18 protein-coding genes are annotated in these 17,901 nt (G+C 46.2%); 10 read left to right on the top strand and 8 right to left on the bottom strand.

Annotated features, from left to right (window positions below; genetic code table 11):
* Positions 1-85 precede the first annotated feature (85 nt).
* From LAY41_RS11050 to LAY41_RS11040, 3 genes are read left to right on the top strand one after another with little or no spacing between them, the layout of a single operon-like run.
* On the top strand, positions 86-2,032 hold the full coding sequence (locus tag LAY41_RS11050) for a PAS domain-containing sensor histidine kinase (protein ID WP_249097313.1): 1,947 nt from the start codon (positions 86-88) through the stop codon (positions 2,030-2,032).
* Positions 2,033-2,080: 48 nt separating this feature from the next.
* Positions 2,081-2,611, top strand: a complete 531-nt coding sequence (locus LAY41_RS11045) for a type IV pilin-like G/H family protein (protein ID WP_249097311.1) — start codon at positions 2,081-2,083, stop codon at positions 2,609-2,611.
* Positions 2,612-3,421 (top strand): Nif3-like dinuclear metal center hexameric protein, encoded by an 810-nt coding sequence (locus LAY41_RS11040; RefSeq protein ID WP_249097308.1) that lies wholly within the window; start codon positions 2,612-2,614, stop codon positions 3,419-3,421. It abuts the gene before it with no gap.
* Here the strand turns inward: LAY41_RS11040 and LAY41_RS11035 are convergent.
* From LAY41_RS11035 to LAY41_RS11015, 5 genes are all read right to left on the bottom strand, one after another.
* Positions 3,409-3,981, bottom strand: a complete 573-nt coding sequence (locus tag LAY41_RS11035; protein WP_249097305.1) for a class I SAM-dependent methyltransferase — start codon at positions 3,979-3,981, stop codon at positions 3,409-3,411. The two genes, LAY41_RS11040 and LAY41_RS11035, sit on opposite strands and share 13 nt — an antisense overlap.
* 471 nt (positions 3,982-4,452) lie before the next feature.
* Positions 4,453-4,893: a hypothetical protein gene (locus LAY41_RS11030; protein ID WP_249097301.1), complete on the bottom strand. Its 441-nt coding sequence runs from the start codon at positions 4,891-4,893 to the stop codon at positions 4,453-4,455.
* Positions 4,894-4,946: 53 nt separating this feature from the next.
* Positions 4,947-5,933 carry a protein translocase subunit SecF gene (gene secF / locus LAY41_RS11025; RefSeq protein WP_249097299.1) on the bottom strand — a complete coding sequence of 329 codons (987 nt, stop codon included), beginning with the start codon at positions 5,931-5,933 and terminating at the stop codon, positions 4,947-4,949.
* Positions 5,930-7,327, bottom strand: a complete 1,398-nt coding sequence (secD, locus tag LAY41_RS11020; RefSeq protein ID WP_249097298.1) for a protein translocase subunit SecD — start codon at positions 7,325-7,327, stop codon at positions 5,930-5,932. Before secD ends, secF begins: the two co-directional genes overlap by 4 nt.
* Before the next feature lie 133 nt (positions 7,328-7,460).
* A complete protein-coding gene (locus tag LAY41_RS11015; protein WP_249097296.1) occupies positions 7,461-8,444 on the bottom strand; it encodes an alpha-ketoacid dehydrogenase subunit beta in 984 nt (327 codons plus the stop codon).
* A gap of 288 nt (positions 8,445-8,732) precedes the next feature.
* On the opposite strand from LAY41_RS11015, the gene LAY41_RS11010 reads away from it, so the two are divergent.
* The 5 genes from LAY41_RS11010 (at position 8,733) to LAY41_RS10995 (ending at position 11,244) form a co-directional block, all read left to right on the top strand.
* Entirely contained in the window at positions 8,733-9,449 is a 717-nt protein-coding gene (locus LAY41_RS11010; RefSeq protein WP_249097294.1) for a Uma2 family endonuclease, read from the top strand.
* Positions 9,450-9,465: 16 nt separating this feature from the next.
* Complete coding sequence (locus LAY41_RS11005; protein WP_249097293.1) at positions 9,466-9,987, top strand: DUF29 family protein; 522 nt, start codon at positions 9,466-9,468, stop codon at positions 9,985-9,987.
* Positions 9,988-10,064: 77 nt separating this feature from the next.
* Positions 10,065-10,781 (top strand): Uma2 family endonuclease, encoded by a 717-nt coding sequence (locus tag LAY41_RS11000; RefSeq protein ID WP_249097292.1) that lies wholly within the window; start codon positions 10,065-10,067, stop codon positions 10,779-10,781.
* A 29-nt stretch (positions 10,782-10,810) separates the two neighbouring features.
* Complete coding sequence (locus tag LAY41_RS32775) at positions 10,811-11,029, top strand: DUF6888 family protein (RefSeq protein ID WP_420840314.1); 219 nt, start codon at positions 10,811-10,813, stop codon at positions 11,027-11,029.
* Positions 11,026-11,244 carry a DUF6887 family protein gene (locus LAY41_RS10995; RefSeq protein WP_249097291.1) on the top strand — a complete coding sequence of 73 codons (219 nt, stop codon included), beginning with the start codon at positions 11,026-11,028 and terminating at the stop codon, positions 11,242-11,244. The genes LAY41_RS32775 and LAY41_RS10995 overlap by 4 nt, the downstream gene beginning before the upstream one ends.
* 44 nt (positions 11,245-11,288) lie before the next feature.
* On the opposite strand, the gene LAY41_RS10990 is transcribed toward LAY41_RS10995, so the two are convergent.
* The 3 genes from LAY41_RS10990 to pdhA all read right to left on the bottom strand — a co-directional run bounded on the left by LAY41_RS10990 (position 11,289) and on the right by pdhA (position 13,003).
* A complete protein-coding gene (locus tag LAY41_RS10990; RefSeq protein ID WP_249097290.1) occupies positions 11,289-11,456 on the bottom strand; it encodes a hypothetical protein in 168 nt (55 codons plus the stop codon).
* Positions 11,453-11,764, bottom strand: coding sequence for a DUF4258 domain-containing protein (locus LAY41_RS10985; protein ID WP_249097289.1), 312 nt, complete (start codon positions 11,762-11,764; stop codon positions 11,453-11,455). Before LAY41_RS10985 ends, LAY41_RS10990 begins: the two co-directional genes overlap by 4 nt.
* A 204-nt stretch (positions 11,765-11,968) precedes the next feature.
* Positions 11,969-13,003 carry a pyruvate dehydrogenase (acetyl-transferring) E1 component subunit alpha gene (gene pdhA / locus LAY41_RS10980; protein WP_249097288.1) on the bottom strand — a complete coding sequence of 345 codons (1,035 nt, stop codon included), beginning with the start codon at positions 13,001-13,003 and terminating at the stop codon, positions 11,969-11,971.
* Positions 13,004-13,374: 371 nt separating this feature from the next.
* On the opposite strand from pdhA, the gene LAY41_RS10975 reads away from it, so the two are divergent.
* Positions 13,375-15,906, top strand: a complete 2,532-nt coding sequence (locus LAY41_RS10975) for an IMS domain-containing protein (RefSeq protein ID WP_249097287.1) — start codon at positions 13,375-13,377, stop codon at positions 15,904-15,906.
* 543 nt (positions 15,907-16,449) lie between these two features.
* Positions 16,450-17,901, top strand: a 1,452-nt coding sequence (locus LAY41_RS32600) for a DUF4912 domain-containing protein (RefSeq protein ID WP_338022973.1), incomplete at its 3' end; no start/stop codon positions are given.

Below are 17,901 nucleotides of genomic sequence, written 5' to 3'. Positions count from 1 at the left end.
TAAATCCTGTTAAAACACTTTTGTTTTTATCTAATTTTAGAAAAACACGAAAGAGTGGATTCAAGCAAACCAGGTAGGTAAAAAAATGGCAACGGAAGCTAAAGGAACTCCAATTATCGAAACCCCCGCCGAAAAAATAGAGCAAACCTCACCTTACTGTGGTTTTGACAAATTTTTTAATCTCTCGCTGGATATGTTGTTTATTGTGGGTTTGGACGGCTATATTAAGAAACTAAACCCAATGTGCGAAAAAACTCTTTCTTTCACAACTCAAGAATTTATTTCCCTACCGTTGCTCGAATTTGTTCATCCGCAAGACCGTGAATCCACTCTTGCACAATTACAGAAACTTGGCAATATAGGAGATCCTATTTCTTTTGATAATCGCTGTCTCTGTAAAGACGGTGCCTACAAATGGCTGTTGTGGAACGCCACCCTATCCCAGGAGGAGCAATTAATTTATGTTGTAGCTCGCGACATCACGGCAAGCAAACAGGAAAAGGAAGCTTTGCAAGAAAGCGAAGAGCGCTACCGCTTGTTAGTCGAAAGTGTAAAGGATTATGCCATTTATATGCTAGACCCCGACGGGTACGTAATCAGCTGGAATCCAGGAGCCCAACGGATGAAACAGTATCGGGCAAACGAAATTATCGGGAAGCATTTCTCTTGCTTTTACCCCAGCGAAGAAGTAGAACGGGGTAAACCAGAAGAAGAACTAAGAGTGGCGGCAACTGAAGGTAGATTTGAAGATGAGGGTTTGCGCCTGCGTAAGGACGGGTCGAGATTTTGGGTTAATGCGATCGTGACAGCTTTGCGAGACAAAAACGGACAGCTACGCGGTTTCACGAAGGTGACGCGAGATATCACCGATCGCAAGCTGGCACAAGAAGCATTGCAAAAGGCGCATGACGAGTTAGAAAAACGGGTGCAAGAACGAACGGCTGAGCTAACTGAGTCTAATGCCCTTCTGATAGAGGAAATCGGCGTTCGCAAGCTTACCGAGACGGCATTGCGGCAATCAAAGTCACGATTGAAAGACCAAACGAAGCAGCTAGAGGAGGCTTTGCACGAACTTCATAGCACTCAAGCTCAACTTATTCAAAATGAAAAAATGTCTAGCTTGGGGCAATTGGTTGCGGGTATCGCCCACGAAATTAACAATCCTGTCAGTTTCATTTATGGCAATCTCGATCATGCAAGTCGCTATGTGCAAGACTTGCTGCAATTGTTACGTCTATACCAGCAAAACTATCCGCAAAGTACGCCAGAAATCGATCAAGCTGTTGAGGCGATCGACTTGGATTTTCTCATGGCAGATATTGCCAAACTGTTCTCTTCGATGAAGCTAGGATCTAAGCGCATTCAGCAGATTGTTTTATCTTTGCGGAATTTTGCGCGGCACGACGAATCTGAGATGAAATTTGTCAATATTCACGAAGGTATTGATAGTACCTTAAGTTTGCTGCAAAACCGCCTGAAGACAACCGATGGGTATCCGGGAATTCAGGTGATTCAAGCTTATGGGGATTTGCCTCTGGTAGAATGCTATCCCGGATTGCTCAATCAAGTGTTTATGAATCTGCTAACTAATGCAATTGATGTTTTGGAAACCCATCAAGATGCCCCCGTTATTACTATCAGCACCGATGTTAGGCATGGGGAGGGGGTATCGGGCATGGAGAGGGGGCATCGGACATGGCAATCAAGAACTAACAACGAACGATCGCCAATGAACCAATTTGCGCTCATCCGTATTGCTGACAATGGCCCCGGCATGACAGAGGAAGTACGCCGTAAGCTATTTGACCCATTTTTTACCACGAAATCGGTTGGTCGGGGGATGGGTCTTGGCTTGTCGATTTGTTACCAAATTGTGGTAGAAAAGCACGGTGGTCAATTGACTTGTATATCCGAACCCGGTCAGGGGGCGGAGTTATTGATTGAAATTCCGATTTATCAGTGCGATCCCCAGCCTGCGAAATTGGAGTCTAAGCCAGAACCATCTCATCGGCAACAATTGGCGCTCAGTTAAATAGGAATCACACAAGATACTATAATATTGGTTTTTGAGGTTATTTTCATGACACGATCGTCAAATAATAACGATTTTTCACAGCCCCCGCAACCTAATCGTTCATCAAACGTTTGGATTTGGATTGCGGCGGGTACAGGTTGCGTAATGATTATTGCTGCCATTGCCTTGCCTTTCCTCAACCAACCCAGTAAAGGTCGGCGAGCGGAAGCCCAACAATATGTCAGTTCTATCCTCAAATCCCAGCAAGCTTACAGAAGCGAAAAACCTACTTTCAGTAATTCCTTGCTGGAATTGGAAGTGGGAATCAAGCCGGAAACAACGGATTATAGCTACAAGATTGTACCTCAGCCGGATCGGAGTAAGAGCGTAATGGTAACGGCTCAATCGAAAACCACTGGTTTGAAGAGTTATACTGGTGCCGTGTTTGCTATCAAAAATGGTGCAAATGTTACTACTGTTACAGCTATTTGTGAAACCAATCTCTCCAGCAGTATACCACCGACAATGCCAGCACCTCCCAAGGATGAAAATAGTAGAATTAAATGTCCTCCAGGTTCGGAAATGTTAAGGTTTTAAATGATGAAAATTACCGATCTAATTAATTGGTTTGAAATTTGGGCAAATCCAACTTGGCAAGAAAACTGGGATAATTGTGGCTGGCAAATTGAGCCCGGTGTGTTGGATGAACCGGCGCGGGTGTTGATCTGTTTGACGCCGACGTTGGCGGTGATGCAGGAAGCAATTTTACTGCGGGATAATGGTATTCCAGTTAATTTGATTTTTGCCCATCATCCGCTAATTTTTAGTCCGCTGAAATCGTTACAAACTGGGAATCCTATTGCCGAAATGGTTAGACTCGCCTATACCCACAAAATCGGTGTCTATACCGCCCATACTAATTTTGACCAGGTTAATGATGGTACGGCTGATGTGTTAGCTCAACTGTTGCAATTAAAGCAAGTTACGCCGATAACGCCAACGCAAGATGGATTGGGATATGGGCGGGTTGGATATTTGGAACCATCTCTTACTCTCCAGGAGTTACTAACTCAAATTCAAACTCAGTTGTCTCCTCCTGATTTAATTTTTTCCCCCACTGAAGATTTGCAGCAACCTATTGACAAAGTGGCAGTTTTAGGCGGTTCGGGAGCAAGTTTTATATCGGCTGTTGTGAAGACGGGGGCGCAAGCTTATCTGACTTCTGATTGTAAGTTTCATCAATTTCAAGAAGCACGCGATCGCAATCTTATCCTGATCGATGCTGGACATTATGCCACAGAACGACCGGCGTGCGATCGCCTCGTGCAAAAATTCAGAGATTTAGGTGTAGAATGGGTGCAATTAAGTCAAAAAGATGAAGATTTTAGACTATTTTACGGCGTCTGAAATAACCATACCCGCACGCGATCGATTACAATCTCGTCCACGCAAATCCATCCCCATTCTGGCTTCAATTGAGGACGCTTGTGAGGTGTAATGATTACCATTGTATTGGCAATTAAACTCAACTGGTAAACCAAAAAAGGTAGACGCGACTCTTCCACCAAATGCAAAGCAAAGCTACAAACTATTAAACTATAACACCTATTGCCAAGAATTCCCGATGCAATCTCTTCAAATGTATATCTTTCGGCTAATTGACCCGTCCGTTTTAAATAGGCATTGTATGTGTATGGATCGATGCCATCAATATCGGTAGCGCCCAACTTTTTCAGTGTTAAAGTAACTTCGCCACTACCGCAAGCTAAGTCTAATACCTTTTCCAAATCTAGCTGCCATTTGTTAATAACCACTTCAATAATTTGCTGGATTATTAACTCGTGAGGATTTTTATAATCATCGCCAAATTTATTATAAAAGCCTTCGACACTGTATTCTTCGTAAGCCTTTCTGATCGATTTGCTATCAGGTTGATAATTTGCTTCACCTAAACTTTGCTTGCCCATAGTTTAAATCAATGTTATAGCTAGGGACTAGGGGCTCTTTTGCTAGGGACTAGGGGAAGAAGTGTTTAGAATCAAGGGTTTCGGGAATTGAGAATGTCCTAACCGCCTTGGCGGTTGCTATACAAGAGAAAATCAAATAATTAAACGTAAAACTGCCAGGCCCTTAGAAACCCGGTTTCTTGGAGAAACCGGGTTTCTGGGAGTTCAGTTTATTTACGCCCACTTACTTATCTTGTCCGGTTGTATCTTTAGTATATGAGTGAGGTCGTTAAATTGTCTGTTGTTATTGTTGGTTAAATTTTTACCGCAGATGAAGACAGATGAACGCAGATGAACGCAGATGCAGAATAAGAACACGAATTTTTTAGGTAACGGATGCTACTGGACATGAGATTGGATATTTTAGGACAGTATTGCGCTATTCCCCGCAAGGAAGTGACTGTGTTTACACTCAGGACTTTGCTATATTTTTTATTTTTTATTTTTTAATTGTGGCTGACAAATCCACTTCCACAGAGGATGACTCGCACCCTGCTGGCGAATTCGGTTTACTTGTTTTTCCAGACGGCGCTGTTCTTCTTGTGGCATTCCTATTAAAATATTACGACTTTGCCAGACCAGAACAGAAGCAGTCATAGCGATACATAAAGCGAGTCCCAGTCCTGGTAGCCGATTATAAGCAAGACCGTACTTAACAGCTACCCAAGTAAAATATTGCTGCAATAGAGTTATTTCCGAACGCAGTCCCCACAGACTTAAGGAACCAACGATCAGCCAAAGCAGCACAACAAACAACCATCTGCCCCAGACTGTGAGATTGTATAATCTTTGTACTTCCTGTTGGAACTTTGGGTCAAGTTGGGCAGCTGGTATTTCAGTAGGTTGGTCGGAGTTTTCTTCCAGTTTATCCATAAGGACTGTATCCGCAAAGAATTGGAAGTTGAAACCTTCTATCTTTCTAACATTCAAATGCTTCTAAGATCGTCAGGACTACCAGAGTCATCAATCTCCTGTGGCCCTTGGGCAGGAACGGGAATAGCGCGACCCGTGCGTTCCCTCCACCAAGCTAACAAAGTACTAGCGATGAAAATACTGGAATAAGCACCTGTGGTAAAGCCAATAATTAGGGCTAGGGCAAAGTATTTCAGGGTTTCTCCGCCAAATAGGAAGATAGAAAGCAATGTCAGCAACACAGTCATTGTAGTGTTGATCGATCGCGTCAAAGTTTGATTGACCGCATCATCAATAATATCGCCAATTAAACGATTGCCATCTTTACTGATAATCTCCCGAATGCGATCGTAGATCACCACAGTATCGTTAACTGAGAAGCCGATAATCGTCAGAAGGGCAACAATGAACAAGCTATCGACTTCGATGTGCAGCACCAAGCCCAAGATAGCGAAAATACCAATGGTAAGCCAAATATCGTGGAACAAAGCAACGATCGCAAAAACGGCGTAGTCTAACTGAAACCTGAAACTGAGGTAGACCACAATACCGGCAAAGGAAATCAGCAAAGCCAATAAGCCAGAATTGAGCAGTTGCTTCCCGATCGTAGGGCCAACCGTATCAATTTGAATCTTCTTGGGATCGAAAGTGCCGATTTTTTGACTGATGGCAGTTTGCAACTGAGTGCGTTCCTGCGGTTTGAGGTCTTTTGTGCGAATAGAAAGACCTTGCTTACCGACTAATTGGACACTGGTATTAGCTAAACCTTGAGCGTCTATGGCTTCGTTGACTGCGGTAAGGTCGATCGGCTTATCGCAATTATTGGGTATTGTACAATCCAATTCAAATTGCAGGCGCGTGCCACCGACAAAATCCAGACCGGGACGCAGGGGGACGCCAATTTGCGCCCAAGAAATCAGCATAGCAGCGAGACCGCCGATCAGGATAACGGCAGAACTCATCCACCAAAGCGATCGCTGCTTGTTTACTTGTAATTTCATGATTTTACCTCAACTTTTTTGGGGGCAAATAACTCCGGTTTGCGTAGTTCGGGAATAGCGATCGCAACCATCAACAGCGTCCGGCTACAAGTAATCGCCGTAAACATACTCACCGCCACACCGAGTGCCAGCGTCAAAGCAAACCCCTTCACCAAACCAGTGCCCAACCAAAACAAAGCTGCACAAGCAATCCACGTCGTCACGTTACTATCCAAAATACTCGAAAAAGCGCGGTAAAATCCCGACTCAACTGAACGATATAAACTCTTACCCGCACGCAATTCTTCCCGCGTGCGCTCAAAAATCAGCACGTTAGCATCAACCGCCATACCGATGCTGAGGATAAAACCCGCAATTCCAGGCAGCGTTAAAGTAACGTTGAGCAAAACGAAGCAGGCTAGCGTCAGCAAGCTGTAAATGATCAAAGCCACGTCCGCAATTAAACCGGGCAGTCGATAGTAAACCACCATGAAGATTAAGACGAAAGTCAAACCCCCCGCACCTGCGTAGATACTGCGTTGGATGCTGTCTCGCCCCAAAGTGGCACCCACCGTGCGGTTTTCCACTATTTCCACTGGAACTGGCAGGGCCCCACCTTTGAGCTGGATCGCCAAGTCCTGCGCGTCTTGTACCGTAAAGTTGCCGCTAATCTCAGCACTTCCGCCCGTGATGCCAGCTTGAGCAAACTTAACGTCAACGGTAGCAGCGCTGATCAGTTCGTTATCTAGAAAAATGCCCAGGGTGCGTCCGGTACCGGCGATGTTTTTAGTTAGATTCGCGAACAGATCGCCCCCCACACCATCAAAGCGCAACACCACGCTCCAATTATTGGTTTGATCGGTTGTGGGGAAGGCATCTTTGAGGTTTTTGCCTGTCAGTGGGGGATTAGTGCGTTCGTACAAAGCTTGGATCGCTTCGTTGCTGCGGTTTATTTTCGGCTGAACTTGTTCGAGTCCAGCTTTATCGGCAGCTTTTCTAAACTTATCCCGATCGGCCAACAATTGCCGTCTTACCTGTTGTTCGGCAAACAGCTGAGGTTCGGTACCGGGCTTTTGTTCGCGAAAATCCAGCTGAGCTGTGCCACCCAGCACTCTTTCCGCCTGTTGGGGGTCACTCACCCCTGGTAACTGCACCAGGATCTGATCCTGCCCCACAGTTTGCACCAAAGATTCGGAAACTCCCAGACCGTTAATGCGATTATCGATTACTCTCCTAACCGCTTCCAAAACGTCAGGGGTAATTACCTTGACTTCCTCTGACGGTTTCACCTGAATCGTCAGTTGTGCCCCACCTTGGAGATCCAATCCCAACCGGATTGGCACCAAAGCAATTACTGTGATGGCAGCAATTACCAGAACTACGATCAAAGCCAATAAGGAACGCTGTTTTTGCATACTGCAACCCGCCGTAAAAAGGCAAAAGGCACTCATTCAAAAGTCAAAAGAGGAAACAATAATTTCTTTCTTTTGCCCTTTATTTGTGACAAATGCTATGATAATCCTTTTTGAGCGGGTTTATCAGATCCAGCTACACCCGTAGCGCAACCATCTTTTGCACGGCTTCCACGATTTGCTCCGGTTGCACGATCGTCAAGCTTTCCAGTTTGCCGTTGTAAGGCGTGGGGATATCCTGGGAAGATAGGCGCAATACGGGTGCATCGAGTTCGTCAAACAGGCGATCGTTAATTGAAGCAACTAATTCTGCTCCAATACCGCCAGTTTTCATACACTCTTCCACAATTATCACCCGGTGAGTTTTCCGAATGGAAGCACCGATCGTATCGAAGTCTAAGGGTTTGAGGGAAATCAGGTCAATCACTTCTGGATCGAAACCTTGTTTTTCCAATCCCTTAACTGCCTGCATGACGTGATGGCGCATCCGCGAATAAGTCAAGATTGTCACATCTTTACCTTGACGCACCACTTCTGCTTTATCCAGGGGTAGCAGGTATTCTTTCTCTGGCAAGTTTTCTTTTAAGTTATAGAGCAGGACGTGCTCAAAAAATAGAACTGGGTTATCGTCGCGGATGGCAGATTTGAGTAGTCCTTTGGCATTGTAAGGTGTGGAACAAGCGACTATTTTCAGACCCGGAACTGCTTGGAAGTAAGCTTCCAGTCGCTGGGAGTGTTCCGCACCCAACTGTCTGCCGACGCCGCCTGGGCCTCTAATCACCATCGGAATTTTGAAGTTCCCGCCGGAAGTATAGCGCAGCATCCCGGCGTTGTTGGAGATTTGGTTGAACGCCAGGAGCAAAAAGCCCATGTTCATCCCTTCGATGATAGGCCGCAATCCCGTCATTGCGGCTCCTACTGCCATGCCGGTAAAGCTATTTTCTGCGATCGGAGTGTCGAGTACGCGCAAATCTCCATATTTTTTGTGCAGGTCTTTGGTCACTTTGTAGGAACCGCCATAGTGACCTACGTCTTCACCAAGGACAAATACGGACTCGTCGCGTGCCATTTCTTCATCAATGGCTTCCCGCAGTGCGTTGAAGAATAATGTTTCTGCCATCGGTCGCTGATTAGGGGTTTGTCAAACCCTCATATTACCTTTTTGGGGCTGGAAATTGTGCTGATACGAACACTATTCCCTTTCCAAACAGGCAAGATACTTATCTCACAAGACTTACGCACTCACGCCCCCCAGCCCCCAAATCTGGGGGAGAAGAAGTCTTGTCCCCCCCCAAATTTGGGGGGTTAGGGGGGCAAATGCGTAAGTCCTGTCACAAGACTTTTTACAGCCTCAGACATATCGCTATCCTAAAGATAAGAGCTGATTTCTCTTACACGGTAATATCTTATGGTCTTACAAACATCCCTATCCGCTTCCCCACAGCAACAGGCAACAGGTAAAGCTACCATACCACCCCTAGAGAATGGCGACAGACTAACGCGGCATGAGTTCGAGAGGCGTTATGAAGCAATGCCGCATATCAAGAAAGCTGAATTAATTGAAGGAGTGGTCTATATGTCATCACCAGTGCGTGCTAGAAGACACGGTGAACCCCACGGTCATATTATCACTTGGCTCGGTGTCTACTCTGCCGCAACACCTGGGGTGATGTTATGTGACAATGCTACAGTTCGTCTTGATTTGGAGAACGAACCGCAACCAGATGCACTACTGCGATTAGATCCTAGTGTAGGCGGTCAATCTCGCATTAGCGATGATGATTATATTGAAGGTGCTACGGAATTAATTGTAGAGATAGCAGCTAGTACTGCTTCTTACGATTTGCATGACAAATTAAGGGTTTATCGTCGTAATGGAGTGCAGGAATATTTAGTCTGGAAAGTTAACGACAAACAATTAAATTGGTTTAGATTGAGGGAAGGCGAATACGTGCAATTAGAAGCAGATGCAAATGGTGTAATTCGCAGCGAAATGTTTCCTGGTTTGGCTCTGGCTGTTTCTGCTTTGCTAGAGGGAGATTTGGCTCAAGTTTTAGGTGTTGTGCAAGCGGGTTTGGCTACAACAGAACACGCGGATTTTGTTAATCGATTAAGTGGTAGTTAGTTTAAGGTGATGGGTTATGACGACTCAGGAACTCACAAATTTAAGAGCAAGCATCCTGGAAGGACGCTACACAGATGCTTTGATAATTGTAGATGAATTAGAAGGAATGAGCAGACAAGCCATACTGCGTAACATCCAATCCTTTTTACTTAGGTTGCTGGTTCATTTAATTAAGAACCAAGTTGAGCAACGATTAACCAATTCTTGGGCAAATTCCATCTCCGATTCTATTCGTCAGATTAAAAAGCTGAATTTACAAGATAAAACATCTTACTACCTTAAGATAGATGAATGGGAGGAAATGCTTGAAGATGAGTTTGAGGCGGCAATTGATGCTGCCAGCGTGGAAGTACGCGATGGAATATATACACCGTTTGAACTACTAGAGATAGTAGATAAAAACCAGATAATGATGACTGCACAAAAGTTGCTGGATCTGACTTACGATCCTTCAGCAAAAACTTTACCATCGGTTATTAAAGAGCATTTAGCTCAGTTACCGGGTGGTGAAAATTGGCAATATGGTAGGCAAAGATAGAGTCAGCATGAGACACAAGGTGAAGAGCGATCGCTATCGTGAAGATAATGAGTGCGGTAATTGCAAGGTCATATCTTATGTTTGTACAAAAATCAATATCCGGTTCGACACCGCCACAAGCTACCGTTAAGGCTACCATACCACCCCTAGAGAATGGCGACAGACTAACGCGGCATGAGTTCGAGAGGCGTTATGAAGCAATGCCGCATATCAAAAAAGCTGAATTAATTGAAGGAGTGGTCTATATGGCATCACCAGTGCGTGCTACAAGTCACGGTCAACCTCACGGTCATATTATCACTTGGCTCGGTGTCTACTCTGCCGCAACACCTGGGGTGATGTTATGTGACAATGCTACAGTTCGTCTTGATTTGGAGAACGAACCGCAACCAGATGCACTACTGCGATTAGATCCTAGTGTAGGCGGTCAATCTCGCATTAGCGATGATGATTATATTGATGGTGCGCCGGAATTAATTGTAGAGATAGCAGCTAGTACTGCTTCTTACGATTTGCATGACAAATTAAGGGTTTATCGTCGTAACGGAGTGCAGGAATATTTAGTATGGAAAGTTAACGACAAACAATTAAATTGGTTTCGGTTGAGAGAAGGTGAATACCTGCAATTAGAAGCAGATGCAAATGGTGTAATTCGCAGCGAAATATTCCCTGGTTTGTGGTTGGCTGTGTCCGCGTTAATAAATGGAGATTTAGCGCAAGTTTTGGCTGTAGTGCAGCAAGGTTTGGCAACCGAAGAACATGGTAATTTCGTGAATAGGTTGAGTAGTAGTTAGTAGATGTAATACTGCTATTACCAAATTTTTTGTGTAAACTAGATAAGGGAGAGTTTATAGGGGCATCCACTATTCCTACAGTAGCGCAGGCTTTTCAATGCTTTACTCTTTGTTGCAGACTGACAAAGATGTATATGCCTATTTTTCTGGTACGTTTGGATGAACGCACAGGCAAAGTGTTTATCTTGGCGGGTGAAGAACACGAAATATCGATCGACCAAGATGGTGAATGGAGATACGAAACATGAAACCAAATTTTCAGGCAATGACTCGCAAAGAATTAAGAACTTACGTAATTGCTCATCCAGATGATAATGAAGCTTTCTACGCTTACGTAGATAAGGCAGAAAAAGAGGGAAATTGGGTAACAATGCCGCCTCTAAAATCACCTGAAGATTTGGATAATTATCCTGATTTTTTGGATAAAATACGCCGAGATCCTGGTAGGCGATCGGATAATTAAATTGGTTGGGCGATCGCGCTTTTACCCCAAAAGGCTTTTTCTATTTAAGCAGTTGTAGTTACTTTTTCCTCTAATTCTCTTAGCTTGTTTTTTAATTCTTCAAGCTCGTCAACTAACTGCAACACTGTAATTGCAATATCTGGTCTAATTTCAGGTTCGGCGCTATTATCAATTTGTGATTGCGCCCATTGTTGCAATTTTTTTAATGTCATCTTCTTATCCTCCAATTAATCCAACGGTTTGGGTCGGGACGGTAGACTGTGATTAGACGAACTGTTTGGGTTCCTTCATTGTATCCCCAGACTGAATGAATCGGCTCTTCCGTCAGGTTGTATCCCAGGACTAAGTAAGCTGGCAAAGGATAAGCGTCTGGGTAATCTTCAATTATTTCACCTCCTTCGATTACTGAAAAGTAAATTTCATCTATGGCAAGATTGTCTAATGCCGCTTCATTTAAACTATGTTGAGATAGCTGCACCCGATTTGTTGCGATCGCCTCTATAATGTCATCAATGTCCATGTCTTAGTAAATACTGCATCGCCCTTTCTATTAAATCACCTGCGCTCGCACTCTTAGCCGAAAATGCGATCTTTGCTAGAGAAAAGAATCCGAAAACTTTTCTTTCCTAGTAGACTTCATATCTGCCACAAATATACACAGATACAGGAATGGGAATACACAACATCTTCCCATCCGTGCATCAGTGCTATCCGTGTCGTGCTACTACTCGTCTTCCGCAAAAATGAAACGGTATAGTTCGCTAGGATCGGGCTCAGGACTCTCCTCAGCAAACTTCACGGCATCATCAATTTCAGCTTGAATCTTCCGCTCGATCGCTTTGAGTTCATCCCCAGAAGCTAGACTTTGCTCAATCAGATAAGCAGCCAACTTCTTAATTGGATCGCGGGTAAACCAGAATTCCTTCTCTTCTTTAGAGCGAAGTTCATCTGGATCGGCCAGAGAGTGACCTCGGAAACGGTAGGTAAGTGCTTCAATTACAGTCGGGCCTTCACCAGCACGAGCGCGATCGATCGCTTCCTGTGCTACTTGGCGCACCGCCAACACATCCATCCCGTCTACTTCCACACCCGCCATCCCAAACGCAGCCGCTTTCTTGTAGATTTCCGGGACAGAAGTGGCCCGATCGTGAGCCATACCGATCGCCCACTTATTATTTTCCACCACATACAGAATCGGCAGTTTCCAGAGAGCCGCCATATTCAAGCACTCAAAAAACTGACCGTTATTGGCCGCACCGTCCCCAAAAAAGCAAGCTGTCACCTGGTCAGCACTAGCATCTCCCAAAGCTTCCCGGCGATACTTAGATTGAAATGCCGCACCAGTAGCAACAGGAATCCCTTCAGCCACAAAAGCATAACCGCCCAGCAGATGATGTGGCCCAGAGAACATATGCATCGAGCCACCGCGACCCTTCGAGCAACCAGTCGCCTTACCAAACAATTCTGCCATCACCTCGCGAGCCGGTACACCAGCACTCAAAGCGTGAACGTGATCCCGATAAGTGCTGGAAACGTAATCCTCGTCTTGTCGTAAAGATTTGATCACGCCAGTAGACACAGCCTCTTGACCGTTATACAAATGGACAAAACCGAACATTTTGCCCCGGTAGTACATTTCGGCGCACTTATCCTCAAAGAAGCGCCCCAAGGTCATATCTTCGTAGAGCCGCAGCCCTTCTTCTTTGGATATTTGTACTTGTGCAGTCTGAAAAACAGGTAAAGTCCGTTCCTGAACCATTGATTTGTTGTATCCTCGCAGCAAGACCCAAACTTATTATTTTTGCAGTATCGGGGTTTTTGATGACAGAAAATGTATTCTGGAAACTGATTTGACTGCCAGATACCGTGAAGTTTAGCAACCTGAATCGGGTCTTTGGCAGGGACGCGGCAAAAATTCAGCAAAGCGATCGGCCCCTCGAATCACTAGAAGCCGATCGGTTTGAGAGCTTCTGAAGTAGAATAAGCATGACCCGATGGTCGCTGTTCATCAGGGAAAAGGCAATCAACTCCAACGCCACCAAACAACATTTGACATATTGCACTGTTTTTAGTGGCTTATATTCGATAACATAAGCTAATTTAGTTCTTCGCTGCTGGGGATAGGGGCTCGTGCGTATTCCACTGGATTATTACCGAATTTTGGGTGTGCCGATACAGGCTTCTGGGGAACAGTTAGAGCAGGCTTATGGCGATCGCATCCTGCAACTGCCAAGACGCGAGTATTCGGAAATGTCGATCGCCGCCCGCAAACAACTGCTTGACGAAGCCTACGTCGTCCTCCGCGATCCAGAAGAGCGTAGGGCTTACGATGCCAGTTTCCTCGCTAACACATACACACAGGGCGGGTTTAGCCCACAGTCTGCCAACGCCGCAGACGAGCAAGCAAAAACTACCTCCTTTGACCAACAGGCAGAGCCAGCAACCGCAGCTGGGGCTACATCGATCGCTGGCAGCGCTAACCCTGCCCCCAGTATCGAAATTAATGACGAGGAATTCATCGGTGCCTTGCTGATTCTGCAAGAATTGGGGGAATACGAACTGGTATTGAAGTTGGGTCGCTCCTACCTCAGCAATAGCAGCGCCTCGATCGAAAAAGGCCGATTTGGAGAACCCAAAATCATCCGACAGGATATTGTGTTAACTGTCGCCCTGGCTTGCTTGGAACTCGGTAGAGAGCAATGGCAGCAACGTCGATATGAAGATGCCGCCAATTCCCTGTGCGAAGGGCAAGAATTACTTTTACGCGAAGGAATATTTGCCAGCGTCCGGGGAGAAATCCACGCAGACCTAAACAAGTTGCGCCCCTATCGAGTAATGGAGTTGCTAGCACTACCTGAAGAAAAGGTAGAACAAAGACGATCGGGATTGCAGCTATTGCGAGAAATGCTGCACGAACGCGGCGGCATGGATGGGGGTGGCGACGATCGATCGGGACTGAGCATAGATGACTTTCTCCGCTTTATCCAACAAATTCGCGTTTATCTCACCTCATCTGAGCAACAGACTCTGTTTGAAGAAGAAGCTCGTCGTCCCTCGGCTGTAGCCACTTACCTGGCAGTTTATGCTCTATTGGCACGGGGATTTATTCAACGCCAGCCCGCCTCGATCCGGCGAGCGATGCTGATGCTGATGCGTCTCGGTAAGCGCCAAGACGTGCATCTGGAACAAGCTGTATGCGCCCTGCTACTCGGACGAACCCAGGATGCTTCTCACGCCTTAGAATTCTCTGGCGAATACGAGTCGCTGGCTTTTATTCGAGAACATTCTCAAGGATCGCCAGATTTGTTGCCAGGACTTTGTTTGTATAGCGAACGCTGGTTGCAAACGGAAGTATTTCCTCATTTCCGAGACTTGGCTAAGGAAAAGGTTTCCCTGAAGGATTACTTCGCCGACGAACAGTTGCAAACAAGCCTAGAAGCACTGCCTACAAACGATGCAGCTAATGAGTGGGAAGCGATCGGCTCCCAGCGTCCATCAGGAACACCGCAAACCGCCTCACCCAGTCTTGGAGATACGGCAAGAACGTCAAATACAGAATCGGAAAGCGAGACAGTACAAGGTCTTAAAAGTCAGATCCAGCGAACTAAAACCTTAGTCGAATCTAGGTCGGCGGCTGGCATAAGTGCTATTCCTCGCAGTACGCCGACTGACGAACTGGGAAATGCGATCGGTTTCCCTCGCAGCACTACCGAAGGAGCATCCGTTCCCACCACCTTACAAAACGCCAGTACAGGGAGCGTTCAAACCCTCCCCGCCGCTGAGCGCATCAATGCCAAAGCGGGAGAGCGCAAAGGAGCTTCTTCACAAGAGGCGCAGTCATACACTGCAACGCCTGCTGCTGGGCGTACCTCCAAAAGCCCATCCGTACCGGAGTCGGGCCAAGACGACACAGGAGAATCGCAGCCAGGACTCAGAGAGTTTCCAAATAGAGCCAACCCGACCAAGCAGGGTCAGGGAACGAAGCGTTCTGGGCGTACCAATCGATGGTCGAAGCTAAATCTCAGGAATTTCTTTTCCGGTCTACGTCAAAGTTCTGAAGAAACTTCGGCTAAGTCAGCAACTACTAAACAGATACCGCCAAAGTGGCTGCTCGTCGCCGGTGCTATGGGGATAGGAATCTTTCTGCTTTTCGTTGTTTGGGCTCAAAAAAACTTGTTCTCCAAGACGCCGCAGCCAGCCACGCAGCCAGTGGTGCAGGTTGAACCGCCGCCCGAACCTACTCCCACAGCTGACGCTTCTTTATTGAGTAGCCCTGGCCCAGTGACAAAAGAGGTTGCCCAGCAAGCGATCGAAACTTGGCTATCCACTAAAGCAAAAGCTTTCGGGCCAGACCACGATGTCGATCGGTTAAAGCAAATCTTAGCCAATCCAGTTTTACCTCGATGGCAAAGGTTAGCTCAAACAGCTAAGAGACAAAACTGGTATCGAGAATATAAGCATGACCTTAAGGTTGATTCGATCGAGATCCGTCAGATCGATCCGAATCAAGCCAGAGTGGAAGCACAGGTGAGCGAATCCGCTCAGCACTTTCAACGCAATAAAGTGATTAAGAAAGAATCTTACGACTCTAACCTGCGTGTCCGGTATGACTTGGTGCGCCAAAATGGTCAATGGCGCATTCAGAATATGAAGGTTTTATAGACTATTGCAGGAAGCTTTCATCCACAACTTAAAGTCAGGCGTTCAAAAGCGACGGGCGCTTTTGGACGCCTGACTTTTGAACGCCTGCTCCATCATTAAGGTAATGTCATGAAACCCTGACATTTAACCGCTACTGAAATCCGAGATATGTCATGAAATCATGACATAATCCTCCCAAGTTGCCTATAAATGCGTAGATATACTCATAATCCCTATCGAAACCTCTTGACTTTATCTGTAACTTTTCTGCAACATATTGGTAACCGAGCGATCCCCGCGATCCCAAAACAAAGCTAATGTCCAGCCTGTGACTCAAATAGTGTTAGTTCTACGCAGTCTCGAATAAAAGAATGTTTCACTTGAGAGTTCTGTTTTTACAGACCTGTCAAATAGAGCAATGGCAGATATTGCCGCAAATAAAAAGAGATGAAAAAGGCATAAGGAGGATAAAGGGTTCCCAGCTAACTGTGTTTAGACTGCGAACAAATTTAATAAATCAGGAGCAACATTAGAGTCGTTCAAATTACTGGAGACCACAACCATATGGCAAAAGAACGCCCACCTTTAGAGGAAATGACATTACGGCAACTCCGAAGAGTTGCGAGTGAGTACGGCATTTCTCGCTATAGCCGAATGCGTAAAGAGCAGCTGCTGGCGTCGATTTTAGAAGCACAACGGGCTCAAGGTTCTACCGATCGTCTTACATTGGAGGCACAAGAAGCAGTGGAAGCAGCAAAATTTGAACTAGGTCAGGAAGATCGTACTGGTGGCAATCTGTCTTCTGTAGATGAAGGATTAGCCGATCTTCCCGCTGGCTACGGCTCTAGCCGCATTGTTTTAATGCCTCGCGACCCGCAATGGGCTTACGCTTATTGGGATATTCCCAACGAACGTAAGGAAGAATTGCGCCGTCAAGGGGGACAACAAATTGCCCTGCGGCTTTACGATGTCACCGACCTTAATCTGGAGTTCCAGAGTCCGCACAGCATTCAAGAATACCCTTGCGATGAGTTGGCGCGGGAATGGTATCTGCCCATACCAGTGAGCGATCGCGACTATGTGGTCGATATCGGCTACCGAACAGCCGATGGCCGCTGGCTCGTCCTGGCTCGTTGCGCTACCGTACATATGCCTCCCATCTATCCCAGTGACTGGATTGAAGATCAATTCATCTCCGTTTCTTGGGAAGAAGACCTGCGCGGCAAGAAGTTCCTAGAGCTAGTTCCTCCCAGCAAGCGAGTAGTAGGAGTTGCCGTCGCCCAGAAGATATTTGGTTTGGCTAAAGAAGCCGAAGCGCAGCGGGTAGCCGGTTCTGTATTCGGCTCTATGCAACAGGTACCGGGCTCTATACCGGCTGTTAGCTCCTACGGTGTTAGTTCCTACGGCGTTAGTTCCTACGGCGTTAGTTCCTTCGTACCGGCTGTTAGCTCCTACGGCGTTAGTTCCTACGTACCGGCTGTTAGCTCCTACGGCGTTAGTTCCTACGGCGTTAGTTCCTACGGCGTTAGTTCCTACGGCGTCAGTTCCTACGTACCGGCGGTAAGTTCCTACGGCGTCAGTTCCTACGTACCGGCGGTAAGTTCCTACGGCGTTAGTTCCTACGTACCGGCGGTAAGTTCATACGGCGTCAGTTCATACGGCTTGAGTTCATACGAACAGGCAGTAAGTTCCTACGGCGTTAGTTCCTTCGTACCGGCGGTAAGTTCATACGGCGTCAGTTCATACGGCTTGAGTTCATACGAACAGGCAGTAAGTTCCTACGCTTTGAGTTCATACGGCTTGAGTTCATACGAACAGGCAGTAAGTTCCTACGCTTTGAGTTCATACGAACAGGCAGTAAGTTCCTACGCTTTGAGTTCATACGAACAGGCGGTAAGTTCATACGGCGTCAGTTCATACGGCTTGAGTTCATACGAACAGGCAGTAAGTTCCTACGCTTTAAGTTCTTATGTACCTGCGGCAAGTTCCTACGCTTTGAGTTCTTATGCGGTGCCG

The organism is Argonema galeatum A003/A1, assembly GCF_023333595.1.
Lineage (GTDB): Bacteria > Cyanobacteriota > Cyanobacteriia > Cyanobacteriales > Aerosakkonemataceae > Argonema > Argonema galeatum.
This window is presented reverse-complemented; position numbering and strand designations above follow the sequence as displayed.